The organism is Pseudocitrobacter sp. 2023LY-00077 (assembly GCF_055796175.1).
In genome coordinates this window covers 143,785-158,518 of the sequence record NZ_JBSPEI010000012.1, presented here as the reverse complement: position 1 = coordinate 158,518, position 14,734 = coordinate 143,785, and the positions used below count along the sequence as shown (strand labels likewise).

Sequence of the window (14,734 nt, the reverse complement as noted above, 5' to 3'; positions counted from 1 at the left end):
AACAAAAATTCGGAACCGAAAAAGCTTAACTTTCCTTACATTTCGCTCAGTCATTCGCACGACGATCCTCCCCCGGATGTATAACAGTTAACGCAACTGTTATCTAAAAACATTGCTTTGCTGTACATGTCACCGGATTGTTACGCACCTTACAATTTGACCGAACAAAAATTGATGCGGAGTTTTGCATGTTTGGTCTTGATGCGTTTCACCTGGCGCGAATACAGTTCGCCTTCACCGTCTCCTTTCACATTATCTTTCCCGCCATCACCATCGGGCTTGCCAGCTATCTGGCGGTGCTCGAAGGGTTATGGCTCAAAACCCGTCAGCCGGTCTGGCGTTCGCTCTACCATTTCTGGTCGAAGATTTTTGCCGTTAACTTTGGGATGGGCGTCGTTTCCGGGCTGGTAATGGCCTATCAGTTTGGTACCAACTGGAGCGGATTCTCACAATTTGCAGGCAGCATTACCGGCCCGCTGCTGACCTATGAAGTATTGACCGCCTTTTTCCTCGAAGCAGGCTTCCTCGGCGTAATGCTCTTTGGCTGGAATAAAGTCGGGCCGGGGTTACACTTCTTCGCCACCTGTATGGTGGCGCTGGGTACGCTTATCTCGACATTCTGGATCCTCGCGTCAAACAGCTGGATGCAAACACCGCAGGGATTCGAGATCGTCAACGGTCAGGTCGTACCGGTTGACTGGTTCGCGGTGGTCTTCAACCCTTCATTCCCCTATCGCCTGTTACATATGACGGTGGCGGCTTTCCTGAGCAGCGCCCTGTTTGTCGGCGCATCTGCGGCCTGGCATCTGCTGCGCGGTAATAACACCCCCGCTATCCGCACCATGTTTTCGATGGCCCTGTGGATGACGCTTATCGTCGCGCCCATTCAGGCCATGATTGGTGATATGCACGGTCTGAATACGCTGAAACACCAGCCGGCAAAAATCGCCGCCATTGAAGGTCACTGGGAAAATCCGCCGGGTGAGCCTACGCCGCTGTTGCTGTTTGGCTGGCCCGATATGGAGCAGGAGCGCACCCGCTACGGCCTCGAGATCCCCGCGCTGGGAAGCCTGATCCTCACCCATAGCCTCGACAAACAGGTCCCGGCGCTGAAGGAGTTTGCCAAAGAGGATCGCCCTAATTCCACCATCGTCTTCTGGTCATTTCGCATTATGGCCGGTCTTGGCATGCTGATGCTGCTGTTAGGCGTGGCCGCGCTGTGGCTGCGGAAAAAACAACGTCTCTATGTTTCGCGCCCCTTCTTATGGTTTGCGTTGCTGATGGGGCCATCTGGCTTAATCGCCATTCTGGCCGGATGGGTCACCACTGAAGTGGGGCGTCAGCCGTGGGTCGTTTATGGTCTACAGCGCACGGCGGATGCGGTTTCCGCGCACGGTGATTTGCATATGAGTATCAGTCTGCTGGCTTTTTTTGTGGTTTACAGCTCGGTCTTCGGCGTCGGATACAGCTACATGGTGCGCCTGATCCGCAAAGGGCCGCAGGATTTCACCCCACCCGCTGAGGGTACGCCTGCGCGTCCTCTTTCCGCCGCAATTACCCCTACGCATTCACAGGAGCAGCACTGATGGGCGTCGACCTCTCTATTATCTGGTTTGTGATTATCGTCTTCGCCACCCTGATGTATATCGTGATGGATGGCTTTGATTTGGGGATCGGTATTTTGTTCCCGTTCACCCGTAACGCCGCCGACCGTGACGTGATGGTAAACAGCGTCGCCCCGGTGTGGGACGGCAACGAAACCTGGCTGGTGTTGGGCGGCGCGGCGTTGTTTGGTGCATTTCCGCTAGCCTATGCGGTGATCATTGACGCGCTGACTATCCCGTTATCGTTGATGCTGATCGGCCTGATCTTTCGCGGCGTGGCGTTTGAATTTCGCTTTAACGCTACACCATCACATCGCCCTTTCTGGGATAAAGCCTTTCTGGGCGGCTCTATTGTGGCGACGTTCAGCCAGGGCGTGGTGGTCGGCGCGGTGCTGAACGGTTTTCCGGTGGTTAACCGGACATTCGCCGGTGGCCCGTTCGACTGGCTGACGCCGTTTACGCTGTTCTGTGGATTGGGACTGGTCGTGGCCTACGCCTTGCTGGGCGCAACCTGGCTGGTCATGAAAAGTGAAGATCCATTGCAACGTATTATGCGCCGCCACGCGGGTGGGCTTTTGCTGGCACTGTTGGCGGTGATTGCGGTGATTAGCGCGTGGACGCCGCTGGCGCACCCAGCCATTGCGCAGCGCTGGTTTACGCTACCAAATCTGTGGTTCCTGTTACCGGTTCCCGTGCTGGTGATGGCCGTCAGCCTGGTCATCTGGCGCGCGCTGGCCCGCCCGGAATGCCACGCTCAGCCGTTTGTCTTGACGCTGGTACTGATTTTCCTCGGTTTTAGTGGACTGGGGATCAGCATCTGGCCGCATATTATTCCGCCCGATATCACCCTGTGGCAGGCGGCTGCGCCGACGCAAAGTCAGGGCTTTATGCTGATTGGTGCCCTGTTGATTATTCCCATTATTCTGGTTTATACCTTCTGGAGCTACTACGTCTTCCGCGGGAAAGTCCAACATGGCGAGGGGTATCACTGATGCAAAAATCATGGCTTCAGCGGCTATTCTGGCTGGTCGCAATCTGGGGCGTAAGCGTGTTAACACTGGCGGTGGTAGGATATTTATTTCGTTTAATGATGACCGCCGCCGGATTTAAATCCTGACGATACGAGACACAATCGGTCCCCTCTCCATATCGGAGAGGGGTTAGCTTTTACTTACGCTTAGGCAACGTCTTCAGCAGTTCATCCGGGCTGACCGATCCGACCACGCTTCCCGGCAGCGGCATCTTCAGGATGTGATTCTTGATTTTCCCGACGACATGCATCTCACACGGGCGACAATCAAACTTCAGCGTCAACACTTCATCACCGTGAACCAGTTGCATCGGCGTAGCGCGCCAGCTCTTGATTGACCCTTTTGCCTGTTTCGGGCACAAATTAAAGGCAAAACGCAGGCAGTGTTTAGTGATCATCACCGGCACATCACCCTTCTCTTCATGCGCTTCATACGCCGCATCAATAAGCTTAACGCCAAAGGTCTGATAGAATTCGCGCGCTTTGTGGTTGTAGACGTTTGCCAGGAAACTAAGGTGCGTTTCCGGATAGACCGGCGCTGGCGTACTGACCGGTTTACGGCTGCCGCGTTGATACGCTGCCAGGCGCGCCGTTTCGAGCATTTCTACGGTTTCACGACGCAGCTGATTCAGCACGCTGTTTGGGACAAACAACGCTTCCGCTAACTGCACGTCGGTGCGGCGCGGGTAATAACAGGTCTGGCCCAGCTTAGCGATACCGTCCTGCAACTGGCTCAGCGCTTTTTCCGCATTGTTGGCCGGGGCAAATTCGCCATCCAGCGTATGGGTGACGCTGACGCCATCTTCGCTGGTCATGGTTAACACCAGTTGCTCCTGCCAGCCCGACAGTTCAACGTCCACGCCGATGCGGCGTTCGCTGGAAGTTTTCAGTAACGCCTGCTGCCAGTTATGGTCAAGGTTACGGTTAAGGACGTGATTTGGGCGCACCTTATACAGATCGGCAGGCATTTCATTTGGCCAAACGCGATAACGGTTTTCACCGGTTTTCTCGACCGTATTCGCACGGAAGCCCACCACTTCGCGTTTAATCAGCACGTTCAGGCCATCGCCATTGGCTAACGGTTCGGTCACTTCTACATCCAGGTGATCTTTGCTGACTTTCAGCACTTCACCGACCGGAAGACCGACGAACTTCGGCGAATCAAAGGCACCGATGTCACCTTTACGCGCGTTAACGAAATAGTCGGTACTGCCGCGATGGAACGTCTTATCGGTGGACGGAATAAAGAAATGTTCCGTACGCCCCGCAGAAGCGCGCGCCAGGTCGCCGCGTTCTTCAATAATCGCATCGAGTATCTGGCGATAATGGGCGGTGATATTTTTCACATAGCTCATGTCTTTGTATCGCCCTTCAATTTTGAAGGAGCGGACACCCGCATCAATCAACGCGCCAAGGTTGGCTGTTTGATCGTTATCTTTCATCGACAGCAAATGTTTTTCAAACGCCACCACACGCCCCTGATCGTCCTTCAGGGTATAAGGCAGACGGCAGGCCTGTGAGCAATCACCACGGTTAGCGCTGCGCCCGGTCTGGGCGTGAGAAATATTGCACTGGCCGGAGTAGGCCACACACAGCGCGCCATGAATAAAGAATTCGATGGTCGCGTCAGTGCTTTCATGAATTGCCTGAATCTGTTGCAGGTTCAGCTCGCGCGCCAGCACGATCTGACTGAAGCCTACGTCAGAAAGGAATTTCGCTTTCTCAACGCTGCGGATATCGCACTGCGTACTGGCGTGCAGCTCTATAGGCGGAATATCCAACTGCAGTATGCCCATATCCTGCACAATCAATGCATCAACGCCGGTCTCGTAGAGATCGGTAATCAGCTTCTGCGCGGGCTCCAGCTCATCATCATGAAGAATGGTATTAAGCGTGATAAAAATCTTCGCACCGTAGCGGTGGGCGAAAGGCACCAGTTCGGCAATATCACTCAGGCTGTTGCTGGCATTATGGCGAGCACCAAAGCCAGGGCCACCGATATAAACCGCGTCCGCACCGTGAAGAATGGCTTCGCGGGCAATCGCCGTATCTCGGGCCGGGCTCAGTAATTCAAGATGATGGTTTTGCAGGCGCATACTGTCGTTGTTATCCGTTGGGGTCAAAATGGCGGCTATTGTAGTCAGATCCTGGCGCAGACCAAACACTTTTCCACCACTTCTGCGCGGTCAATTTCTCATTTCCGGCAAAGTATTGAAGAATTAACTATTTCCGCGCGCACACCGGGCCGATTACAGTGAGTGCGTATTCCGGATTTCCTCGTCACGTTATTGATGATTACTGTCTCTATGACGCACCGCAAGCTCGCTTGCGGTTTTTTCTTTTGGGTAGTGAATCAACGAATGAAAATGCGCGGGCTGGTCGCTGCTGTTGCGATAAGCATGCGCTTCGTCACCGGCAAAACGTAAACCTTCCCCTGGCGTCAGGCTGCACCACACACCCGCCACGCGCATATCGAGCGTACCGCTGATGGCCACGACGTGCTCAATGACGCCCTTTTCATGCGGCGTCGATTCGCTTAACGCGCCGGGGGCCAGCACGATGGAAAAATGATCGAAGTACAGTTCCGGGTCCCACGGAAAAACCGGCGTAACGACCATCGCCTGCTGCTGTGGATCAAACGCGCCGGGCACCTCAACCTGCGGTGGCGTGATAAAAACTGAAAACGGTACATTCAAGCCAGTGGCAATTTTCCACAACGTCGCCACCGTCGGGCTGGATTCATTACGCTCGATTTGCCCCAGCATCGCTTTGGACACGCCGGTCTCTTCCGCCAGCCGCGACAGACTCCACTCGCGTTGCTGGCGCAGCGATCTCAGCGTGGCTGACAGATGTTGTGCAATATTCATATCACCTCTCCAGTGCAGAAACGGCTTTATTATATCAAAGGTTTACTGAACAACCTGTGCTAATCATCACTGCTTGTGCGTTATAACGCCCAATGCTACAGTTCTTTTGGACGCTATAACGCACAAGAGGTCAGTATGTTCACTCGTTTTTGCCCCTTCCCAACGCTGATGGCGGGGTTCGTCGCGGTGCTGGTGGGCTACGCCAGCTCAGCCGCAATCATCTGGCAGGCCGCTGCCGCTGCGGGGGCAAACGCCACGCAAATTGCCGGATGGATGACGGCGTTAGGGCTGGCAATGGGGATCAGCACGCTGGCGCTAACGCTCTGGAAAAAAGCGCCAATCTTAACGGCCTGGTCAACGCCAGGCGCAGCGCTACTGGTGGGTGGCTTACAGGGTGCAACGCTCAACGAGGCGGTGGGGATTTTTATCTTCGCAAACGCGCTGATTGTATTGTGCGGCGTGACCGGGTTATTTGCCCAGTTAATGAAATGGGTTCCACATTCGCTGGCGGCGGCAATGCTGGCGGGGATCTTACTGCGCTTCGGGTTACAGGCGTTTTCCAGCCTGCAAAATCACCTTGTCCTCTGCGGTAGCATGCTGCTTGCCTGGCTTCTCTGTAAAGTCTTCGCGCCACGTTATGCAGTAGTGGCAGCCCTGATAGTCGGTAGTCTGGTGGCCTGGCTGGGTGGCGAGGTGCAGCGCAATACGCTCACTTTCACCCTCGTTGCGCCTGAATTTATCCCGCCACATTTTTCTCCCGCGCTGCTGTTAAGCGTTGGTATCCCTTTTTTCCTGGTCACCATGGCCTCGCAGAATGCACCGGGATTCGCCACATTACAGGCTTCGGGCTATCACATTCCCGCCTCCCCGTTGATCGTCTTTACCGGCGCGCTGGCGTTACTGTTCGCGCCGTTCGGCGTTTACTCCGTTTGTATCGCCGCGATTACTGCTGCTATTTGCCAGAGCCCCGATGCCCATCCGCAAGCCATGCAACGCTGGCGTGCCGCTGCCGCTGCCGGCGTATTTTATCTGTTGGCCGGCCTATTTGGCGGGTCAATCACGGCGTTGATGGCATCACTTCCCGCCGCCTGGATTGAAATGCTGGCAGGGCTGGCGTTGCTGGGAACGCTAAGCGGTAGTCTGTATCAGGCACTGCACCAGGTGAATGAACGTGACGCGGCAATGGTCACTTTTTTGGTCACCGCCAGCGGGCTTTCGCTCGCCGGAGTCGGCTCGGCTTTCTGGGGGTTAATACTGGGTGGCGCAAGTTATGCGCTGCTATCGCAGGTGCGCCGCGCGTAGCTGCGATGGCGTAACGCCCTGCACGCGTTTAAAGCGATTACTGAAGTGGCTGGCCGAGCTAAACCCGCAGGCCAGCGCGATGTCGGTCAGCGGTAACGCGGTCGTGCGCACCAGTTGTTCGGCATGATCCATCCGTCGTTGCATCACATACTGGTGCGGCGCAAGACCGGTTGACTGACGAAACATACGCGCAAAATGATATTCGCTGAGTGCGGCCTGAGCGGCCAGGTCCGCAAGCGTCAGCGGTTGCGACAGGTTGTCGTCAATCCACGCCAGCACATTGCGCAGCACCGTTGGCGCGAGGCCGCCCGTCACAACAGGCAGCCGCCACTGAACGGAGGCATAATTCTGGATAAGATGTGTCAACAGCAGTGTACTGGCGCTGCTTAACGTCAGTTGGTTTGCAGGTTGCTGCCAGTCGCAGCTCAGCAGAAACTGACGATAAAGCGCGGTGATTTTAGCGTCGTCGGCAAAGGATTTTTCCTCAAGCTGAATAGCCGTCGGGCTTCGGTCCCAGATCTGCTCGCCAATCTGTTTCAGATGATGGTCAGTGCAATAGAGATGCACGAAAGAGAGGTCGCCGCGAATATCCCACGTTGATTCACACGCCTGCGGCATCAGGCAGAAGCGGTCCGGGCCGCCGCCATTTTTCCATCCGTGCGGCGTTTTCTGATAGCTTTCATAGCCATCCGCTACATAAAGACTCAGCGTATGATGATCGCTTTCAACGGTGACAGTGTCACAATTATTATACCAGGCCGCAAGCTGGATACCTGAATTAAGCACAACCGTATCACGCAGCACGGCGTTCTGACTTTGCAGGCGTTCCAGAGTAGCGTAGGAATGTGTCATTGGCGGTCTGTATCACGATGATTCATAGAGCTAGTCTATGTAGCGACGCCCATGATTGCCAGAGTTGTTCGACTTTGCTCACAAAAAATCCGCAAGAATTTGCAAGTCAGTGGCAAGGCGCTGCAAGCGCCACCCAGCAAGACGCGTCAAACTGCGCTTTTCAGGGTTATTGAGGAACGCGCATGAACGCACTGCTCTACATACTGGTTGTCGCCATCTGGGGCACGACGTGGATCGCCATTTTTTTACAACAAGGCCCGGTACCGGCTACCGTGTCTATCTTCTGGCGCTTCGCAATTGCCAGCGTCACCATGCTGACGATTCTGCTCCTGGCTCGCCGTCTGCGTCGCCTCGCCTTACGCGACCATCTTTTTTGCATCTTGCAGGGTTGTTGTGTGTTCGGCTTTAACTTCTGGTGTTTTTACACCGCCGCAAGCTGGATTAACACCGGGCTGGAATCGGTGATTTTCTCGATGGCGGTACTCTTTAACGCCATCAACAGTTTTCTTTTTTTTCGCCAGACGCCGCCAGGACGCTTTTACCTTGCCGCACTGCTGGGACTGGTCGGGATTATCACCCTGTTCTGGGACGATCTTCAGGCATCCGGGCTGAGTAGCACGATGCTACCGGGGATCCTGTTGAGTGCCCTTGGCACCTACGGCTTCTCGCTGGGCAATATGCTCAGTATCCGCCACCAGCGACGCGGGCTGGAAACGCTGACCACCAATAGCTGGGCGATGCTCTACGGCACGCTGATCATTGGGGCAATCGCTCTGCTACGCGGCGATAACTTTACGCCGCAGTGGACCACGAGCTATCTGGGTGCCCTGTTCTACCTGGCTATTTTTGGCTCGGTGATTGCCTTTGGCGCCTACTTCACTCTGGTAGGCAGAATCGGTGCCAGCAACGCGGCGTACAGCACGCTACTGTTTCCGCTGGTCGCGCTGACGCTCTCGACGTTGTACGAAGGCTATCAGTGGCATGCCAACGCCATTATCGGGCTGGTGCTGATTTTAGTCGGGAATCTGGTGATGTTTGCGCGGGTGCCTGCGGGGCTTCTAAAGACGCGGCTGAAAATGAAACAGGCGTAAAAAATCGGGTGGCCTGGGCCACCCGATTTTCGATTATTTCATTGCCGGGTCGAATTTAACGGCATCCACCGCCATATCGTCGATGGTCTTTTTCAGGGTTTGCAGCGTCATCGGGGTATTCTCATTGTTGAGATCTTTCCCTTCGCCTTTACGCACTACTTTCACCACCGGTTTATTGGTTGCCGCATCGATCAACTCACCCTCGAAGAAAAGATGGGTATCCATCGTACGGTGACCGGTCGCCATTTGGGTACCGGCAACCACTAACGCAATTGGCACCACTTCGTAGAACTGGAGCCCTTCATTACTCGAATCGACGGCGGTAATTGCACCACGGAAGATCAGGCTACGTGGCCCTGGGGTGGCAACGATTTTTTTATGCTGTGAGACAGCCTGTTTAATCTGTTGATCGGTGTAAGTACGAATATCATCCAGCGCTTTTTGGCCAATCTGGGTGCTCGGTTTCGGCGTCGGATAATAGACCACAGGGTTATAAACAATGCTGTCATAATTTTTAGGATTGTAATTAGGATCCACCCAACGCAGGGTCGGTTTGCCCGTTGCGGAGGTGGTTTCCTGCAGATTCGAATAATCTTTTAAAAAGCCGGAATACTGCGTAGGTTCCGCGACTTTCGACGCACAACCAGACAGAGCAATAACGCCAGCAAGGGCCGCAACTTTGAAGAACGTATGAGTACGCATGGGTTTAATCCTGATAGAGGTACGATTTCAAAAGAGTTATAGCAAAGGAATGAACTGCCTGTTGTTGCAAAAATGGTTGTCGCTCGCAATTTATAGAAAAAAAATAATTAGTTAGCAGGCGAATAAAAAATTACCGGCGTAATTTTTAGCCGGTAATTTATGATAAGAAAAAGGGAATAGTGGGACTTTTAGCCGTTATGCCGTTTTTTGCGCCAGCATTGTGGCAAAACGCAGTTTAATGCGATTGCCATTGGCATCAGTACGGTGCAGTTCACCTGGATTCTCGTTATATTTAAGTAAGTTCCAGCCTGCATAGTAGTGACGTAGCTCATCCGTTTTAAACGCAAAAGGGAAACCTACGGTACAAGGATAGTCTTCAGTATCCATCGCTGCGACAATCAGGTTATATCCGCCGGGCTGCGTACAACGCTGCATATTCGCAATCAAACCAGGAATCGTTTCCGGTTGCAGGAACATCATCACAACGGTCGAAAGAATAAAGTCGTACTCCCCTTCAAAGCTCAGTGCATTGAGATCCTTAATTGCCGATTGTAAATTCTCCAGCCCTTCTTCACGGCGGATGGATTCCAGGTTATTGATGCTTGCCGGATTCTTATCCCATGCCGTAACGTCAAAACCGTTTGCGGCAAGGTAGAGCGCGTTACGCCCGTTACCGCAGCCGAGATCCAACGTTTTACCCGGCGTAATCACTTTCGCCGCCTCCAGCACCTCGGAATGCGTGCGGGTCAGGCCATATTTTTCGCTAAAGTAGTTTTCATCACGAATCGTCATCATCAATCCTTACTTTTCTCTAAGACAGAACGGTCAACACGGACCAGCAGTTTCCCCTGAAGCAGTAACACCAGCGTGCGTATCAATAACAGGCCAATAATAAAATTGGTAAAGATAAACATCGGCAACGCCAGGTGATGGTAGAAACCGACGCCACTGGCATGGCCCAAATGCAGCGCCGTCGTGGCAAGCGCGGAGATACCAAACGAGAAGCTCCAGAACGACGCATTAAAAGCCTGACGCAGATACCAGGGCATCAGGCGCAGCATAAACAGCAGTTGCAGCAGGCCATAACCAAACAGCATTTTGGCGAAGACATCAGCATGCCCGCCGTTGACGCTCAGCCATGCGCTACAGGCCACCAGCGCCGGGGCAAGTTGAATCCCCAGTGAAGTACGCAGCGGCATCGGCAATTCGCCACCGCTACGCAAGCGCTGAACGATAGCCGGTTCGAGCGTAATCCATGAAATTACGCCCGCCCCCAGAAACGCCAGCCCGGCGTCGTTAAAACCCAGCGCGCCGCAGGCCATGGTGCTGATAAAGTTATTCGCCACGGTCGGTAAATAGAGCCCCTGCGTGGTGGCGCCTTCGGGATGTTCTCCGCGCCACAGCCCCGCCGTTTGCCAGGCGGCATAACCCAGTTGCAGCGTGACCCCCACGGCAAACAACACCAGCGCAATCGGTCTGTCCCACGGCGTAACGCCAATTGACACCAGCATCGTTGTTGCCGGAAACAGGCTGACAAAGCTGCTGGCAATCGGATGCCGCATTTCGTCAATGACGCTATGCGGAAAGCGTATCGCCCGGCTGATAAACGCCAGCGCCAGCAGGCTCCACATAACGATGGCCAGAATCACCAGACCGTCGCCAATCGCCCGGCTCACCGGCCAAATCGTGCTGGCGTAGCGCCAGGCAAACCCCATCCCGATGGTCCCCAACACCATGCCAAAATAGCCAGCGGGTAAATTCAACACCTTGCTCTCACACTTCGAATTCTTCATTTTGTTTATATTATCAACTAATTTTGAAGATGCATTTTAAAGTAATCTTTAAATGCCCGCTACCTGCAATATTTGCTACGTTTATCTTAGTGCGAAGCAATGAGAATAACCGATGAAAAAATACCGCCTTAGCGAACAGACCCGCACACACTCGTTTACGGAAAATGGCGATAAACGCAACGTTGTGGTGCGGCAAATCGTCGCCCTGCGTGACTTTGCCGACGTTACCGCAGGCAGCGCGGGCGGTTGGATAGACGACGAAAATGCGCTCAGTCAGCAAGGCGATTGTTGGATCTACGATGAAAACAGCGTGGTATTTGCAGGCGCGCATATCGAAGGAAACGCTCGCCTGACGCAGCCTTGCGAAGTCAGCCATCATGCGCATATCCGCGGAGAGGCCTGGATCGATTACAGTAAAATCAGTCATTACGCCCTGATAAGTGACAACGTCACCGTGCAGGCATCCACCGTTCGCGGATATTGTCACCTGTTTGGCAACGCGCGCGTTTTACACCATAGCCAGGTGATTGCCGCCCAGGGGTTGACGCCTGATAACGATCAAGTGCTTCAGATTTACGACCACGCGACGGTGAGCCGCTCGCGAATTGTTCACCAGGCACAAATTTATGGTGAAGCGATTGTGAATCATGCTTTTGTTGAACATCGGGCAGAAATTTTCGAACGCGCCCTGCTGGAAGGCAACGAAGAAAATGACGTCTGGGTCTGCGACTGCGCGAAAGTGTATGGCAACGCACGGGTGGTAGCCGGGGCCGGTGAAGACGCCATCCCCACCCTGCGATACAGCTCGCAGGTGGCTGAAAATGCGGTCATTGAAGGCAATTGCCTGTTGAAACATCACGTGCGCGTCGGCGGTCACGCCTGGCTTCAGGGCGGCCCAATTCTGCTCGACGATAACGTATTGATTTACGGGCATGCCCGTATTCGCGGCGATGTGGTGATCGAGCATCATGTTGAGATTGAAGGTGATGCCGTTGTCGAAGCCTTTGGTGATGACGTCATTCATTTGCGCGGACGCGCGGTGATCCGCGGCGAGCAGCGTATTACGCGCACGCCGCTGTTAGGATCACTTTGACGCGTTGTCGATAATCCGTGCGTAGATATTTTGATCGTAATAAACGCCGTTGAGAAATTCCGCCTGCTTCAGACAGCCTTCGAGGCTAAACCCGTTACGTAAGGCAACCTGATTGCTGCGCGCGTTATCCACGCGGCATTTAATGACGAAGCGTCGGACTTCGCCGCGTTGTACAAAGTAGTCAATAAACGCCTGCAACGAGGCGGAAAGAATGCCTTTGCCTTGCTCAGACTCATCCAGCCAGTAACCGATATAACCGGTCTTGTTGGTCGGTTCAATCTGATTAAACGACAGTACACCCACCAGCGTATCATGTTCGAAAATCATAAACATTTTCACGATGCCGCGCTGATGCAGCATCATATTGCCCAGCACATGCTGGCGCGTATCCTGCTCGCTTGTGACCAAAAGCGGCCAGTTCATAGACGCAGAAAGCCAGTCTCTGTTTTTGATAACCAACTGATGCAGCGCCGGTACGTGGCTTTCATCAACCGCGTGGAGGCTCAACGTAGGGCTAACCGGGATAATCTCCTGCGAAGGCATGGTGTTTCCTCAATAAAAAAGCCGGATGGCGCTTCGCTTATCCGGCCTACAGGTTACAGTTTGCTCGATTACTTCATCACGCGGTCATCAACGTACTGACGTTTATCCGGCGCGGGCGGGAAATACTGATACAACCAGGTTTCACTGATGGCATCACCCTGACAGCGCAGGAACATACGCATATCAACCGGGTCGGTTGAATCGGAGGTCGGATACCAGTCAAAGAGAATGCGGTAGCCGTCGAACGGTTCCACATAGAGGATCTCAATTTGTTTGGCTTCCCCGCTGGAGAGCGTAATGACCGGCTCGATACCTTTCGGTGCGGCCGCTTTCAAATCGCCGCCAACGAAATCGATAGCAAAACGACGTGACCATTTTTCCGGGTAATGCTCGCCCGGTGCCCAGCCTTCCGGGAAACTGCCCATACCGGTACGGGTCGCCATCACGCGGGCCAGCGGTGAACGCACCGGCGGCATCGCGCTCCAGTAGAGACGGTAGCTGAAGTTAAGCGTATCGCCCGCTTTCACCGGTTTTTCCGGCTGCCAGAAGCAAACAATGTTATCCAGCGTTTCACCGGTGGTCGGGATTTCCATCAAGCTGACGGCCCCTTTGCCCCACTGATTACGCGGCTCAACCCACAGACTCGGGCGCTTGTTGTACCAACCCATGATGTCCTGATAGTGCGTGAAATCGCGATCCAGTTGCAACAAGCCAAAGCCTTTCGGGTTTTTGTCCTGATAAGCGTTGAATTGCAGTTTCTGTGGGTTATTCAGCGGACGGCAAATCCACTCACCGTTACCCAGCCACATTGCCAGACGATCGGAGTCATGAATTTGCGGGTGGATGGTGTCACAGACGCGGCGTTCATTATTGCCGCAGCTGAACATACTGGTCATCGGGGCGATACCCAGCTGTTTGATGTCTTTACGCGCGTAGATATGATTTTCGACGTCCATGATCACCTGGCTTTCCGCACAGTTGATGATGAACTTATACGCGCCGGTCACGCTTGGGCTGTCGAGCAGCGCGTAAACCGTAAAGACGGTTGCCCCGGGTTTCACCGTTTCAAACCAGAACGAGGTGAAGTCCGGGAACTCTTCCAGACTGTCGGTGTAGGTATCCACCGCCAGCCCTCGGGCGGACAAACCGTACTGATAAGTACTGTCGACTGCGCGGAAGTAGCTCGCGCCAAGGAAAGAAACGATATCGCGACGCGCCAGCTCCGGCGCTTTGAACGCGCGGAACCCGGCAAATCCGAGGTCGGTCTGCCCTTCCAGCTGTTTGGTATCAACGCCCGTGTCGGTGTATTTAAACAGTTCCGGACGGAAATGCACTTCGCGCGCCTGCTGCGTCGCGGCATCCACGGAGAACATCCGCACGCGACGGCGGAACCCCATCCCCACGTGGAAGAACTGGATGTCTAACTGGCGATCGTCAACGTTGTTCCACAGAGAATGTGCGGCATCATATTGAATGCTGTTGTAGGCCTGCGGCGTCATGTTCGCCAGCGTCTCCGGCAACGGACGCGGCGCGCCGCCCCATGGCTGACGGGAGAGATCGTGTGCCATAGACTGCAGCACGGAAAAGTCGAAACGACGGGTCTGGCCGTCCGCAATATCCGACTCCTGCGCTAACGCAGCCTGAGAAAAAAGGGAGGCTACACCGGATGTCCCGCACACGGCGGCAACAGCCATTGATGATTTAAGAAAGTGTCTGCGGTTCATGCCTGAGAAAGCGTCCTTTTTAAGAGAAGAATGCGGTAAACGGTTACGTCGTTAAGTCCGACCACTCTAGACAAAATCGATTAATAATCCAATTGTTGGCGCGATAAATTGTTCTGACTGGCGCAAAAAGATT

General features: G+C 54.1%; 14 protein-coding genes. 6 read left to right on the top strand and 8 right to left on the bottom strand.

Going from position 1 to position 14,734, the window contains the following annotated elements:
• The first annotated feature begins 188 nt into the window (after positions 1-188).
• The 3 genes from ACWWFX_RS16740 to ACWWFX_RS16730 are packed head-to-tail and all read left to right on the top strand — an operon-like array spanning position 189 to position 2,721.
• Positions 189-1,586 carry a cytochrome ubiquinol oxidase subunit I gene (locus ACWWFX_RS16740; RefSeq protein ID WP_276221373.1) on the top strand — a complete coding sequence of 466 codons (1,398 nt, stop codon included), beginning with the start codon at positions 189-191 and terminating at the stop codon, positions 1,584-1,586.
• Positions 1,586-2,596, top strand: a complete 1,011-nt coding sequence (gene cydB, locus ACWWFX_RS16735; protein ID WP_473224306.1) for a cytochrome d ubiquinol oxidase subunit II — start codon at positions 1,586-1,588, stop codon at positions 2,594-2,596. The genes ACWWFX_RS16740 and cydB overlap by 1 nt, the downstream gene beginning before the upstream one ends.
• Complete coding sequence (locus tag ACWWFX_RS16730) at positions 2,596-2,721, top strand: DUF2474 domain-containing protein (RefSeq protein WP_473224305.1); 126 nt, start codon at positions 2,596-2,598, stop codon at positions 2,719-2,721. The genes cydB and ACWWFX_RS16730 overlap by 1 nt, the downstream gene beginning before the upstream one ends.
• A 50-nt stretch (positions 2,722-2,771) precedes the next feature.
• Here the strand turns inward: ACWWFX_RS16730 and ACWWFX_RS16725 are convergent, their stop codons facing one another.
• Both ACWWFX_RS16725 and ACWWFX_RS16720 read right to left on the bottom strand, forming a co-directional pair.
• Positions 2,772-4,730 carry a peptidase U32 family protein gene (locus ACWWFX_RS16725; RefSeq protein ID WP_473224320.1) on the bottom strand — a complete coding sequence of 653 codons (1,959 nt, stop codon included), beginning with the start codon at positions 4,728-4,730 and terminating at the stop codon, positions 2,772-2,774.
• A gap of 189 nt (positions 4,731-4,919) precedes the next feature.
• A complete protein-coding gene (locus tag ACWWFX_RS16720) occupies positions 4,920-5,501 on the bottom strand; it encodes a helix-turn-helix domain-containing protein (protein WP_473224304.1) in 582 nt (193 codons plus the stop codon).
• Positions 5,502-5,636: 135 nt separating this feature from the next.
• Here ACWWFX_RS16720 and ACWWFX_RS16715 point away from each other — a divergent pair, with 135 nt between their 5' ends.
• Positions 5,637-6,803: a benzoate/H(+) symporter BenE family transporter gene (locus ACWWFX_RS16715; RefSeq protein ID WP_473224303.1), complete on the top strand. Its 1,167-nt coding sequence runs from the start codon at positions 5,637-5,639 to the stop codon at positions 6,801-6,803.
• Here the strand turns inward: ACWWFX_RS16715 and ACWWFX_RS16710 are convergent.
• Entirely contained in the window at positions 6,780-7,655 is an 876-nt protein-coding gene (locus ACWWFX_RS16710) for a helix-turn-helix domain-containing protein (RefSeq protein ID WP_473224302.1), read from the bottom strand. The two genes, ACWWFX_RS16715 and ACWWFX_RS16710, sit on opposite strands and share 24 nt — an antisense overlap.
• Before the next feature lie 182 nt (positions 7,656-7,837).
• On the opposite strand from ACWWFX_RS16710, the gene ACWWFX_RS16705 reads away from it, so the two are divergent.
• Positions 7,838-8,746 (top strand): DMT family transporter, encoded by a 909-nt coding sequence (locus ACWWFX_RS16705; RefSeq protein WP_473224301.1) that lies wholly within the window; start codon positions 7,838-7,840, stop codon positions 8,744-8,746.
• A 33-nt stretch (positions 8,747-8,779) separates the two neighbouring features.
• Here the strand turns inward: ACWWFX_RS16705 and ACWWFX_RS16700 are convergent, their stop codons facing one another.
• The 3 genes from ACWWFX_RS16700 to tehA form a co-directional block, all read right to left on the bottom strand.
• Positions 8,780-9,448 carry a DUF3313 domain-containing protein gene (locus ACWWFX_RS16700; protein ID WP_276221386.1) on the bottom strand — a complete coding sequence of 223 codons (669 nt, stop codon included), beginning with the start codon at positions 9,446-9,448 and terminating at the stop codon, positions 8,780-8,782.
• Between the two features lie 195 nt (positions 9,449-9,643).
• The gene (tehB, locus tag ACWWFX_RS16695; RefSeq protein WP_276221556.1) at positions 9,644-10,240 is read right to left on the bottom strand and encodes a tellurite resistance methyltransferase TehB; all 597 of its coding nucleotides are present in this window, start codon (positions 10,238-10,240) and stop codon (positions 9,644-9,646) included.
• A gap of 2 nt (positions 10,241-10,242) precedes the next feature.
• Complete coding sequence (gene tehA / locus ACWWFX_RS16690) at positions 10,243-11,241, bottom strand: dicarboxylate transporter/tellurite-resistance protein TehA (RefSeq protein ID WP_473224300.1); 999 nt, start codon at positions 11,239-11,241, stop codon at positions 10,243-10,245.
• 112 nt (positions 11,242-11,353) lie between these two features.
• On the opposite strand from tehA, the gene ydcK reads away from it, so the two are divergent.
• Positions 11,354-12,334 carry a YdcK family protein gene (ydcK, locus tag ACWWFX_RS16685; RefSeq protein ID WP_473224299.1) on the top strand — a complete coding sequence of 327 codons (981 nt, stop codon included), beginning with the start codon at positions 11,354-11,356 and terminating at the stop codon, positions 12,332-12,334.
• Here ydcK and rimL read toward each other — a convergent pair.
• Positions 12,326-12,877: a 50S ribosomal protein L7/L12-serine acetyltransferase gene (gene rimL, locus ACWWFX_RS16680; protein ID WP_473224298.1), complete on the bottom strand. Its 552-nt coding sequence runs from the start codon at positions 12,875-12,877 to the stop codon at positions 12,326-12,328. The two genes, ydcK and rimL, sit on opposite strands and share 9 nt — an antisense overlap.
• 68 nt (positions 12,878-12,945) lie before the next feature.
• A complete protein-coding gene (locus ACWWFX_RS16675) occupies positions 12,946-14,601 on the bottom strand; it encodes a glucan biosynthesis protein D (protein ID WP_276221394.1) in 1,656 nt (551 codons plus the stop codon).
• Between the last annotated feature and the right edge of the window lie 133 nt (positions 14,602-14,734).